The following is a 315-nucleotide window of genomic DNA, read 5'->3' as shown; positions in this document are numbered from 1 at the left end:
TGCGCAGGCTGTCGCCGCTCTGCACGATGTAGCGGCCCGGCACGGCTGCCGGGTAGCTCGGGCTGATCGGTTCGTAGTTCTGGTCGAAGTCGGCGCTATCCACCGGTTTCCACTGGGTGTAGCGCTCATCGTTGCGGTAGCCGCCCCATTGCCGCGCCAGGCTCTGCGCGTAGTCTTCGCGGCTGGCGCCCTGGTTGGAGACGTCGCCGATGCGCTGGCCGTTCAGGTAGTAGTAGCGTGTCAGCCGGTAGTCGGTGCTCCAGACCGCCGGGGCGCTGCCGGTGCCCCCGGTGCTGCCTGCGGTGCCCGTGCTGC

1 protein-coding gene is annotated in these 315 nt (G+C 69.2%); it reads right to left on the bottom strand.

Annotation, left to right across the window (positions count from 1 at the left end; translation table 11 throughout):
* On the bottom strand, positions 1–315 hold a 315-nt coding region (locus PZA18_RS24485), incomplete at both ends, for a hypothetical protein (RefSeq protein WP_284103493.1).

Source organism: Parachitinimonas caeni, assembly GCF_030129945.1.
Lineage (GTDB): Bacteria > Pseudomonadota > Gammaproteobacteria > Burkholderiales > Chitinimonadaceae > Parachitinimonas > Parachitinimonas caeni.
This window is presented reverse-complemented; position numbering and strand designations above follow the sequence as displayed.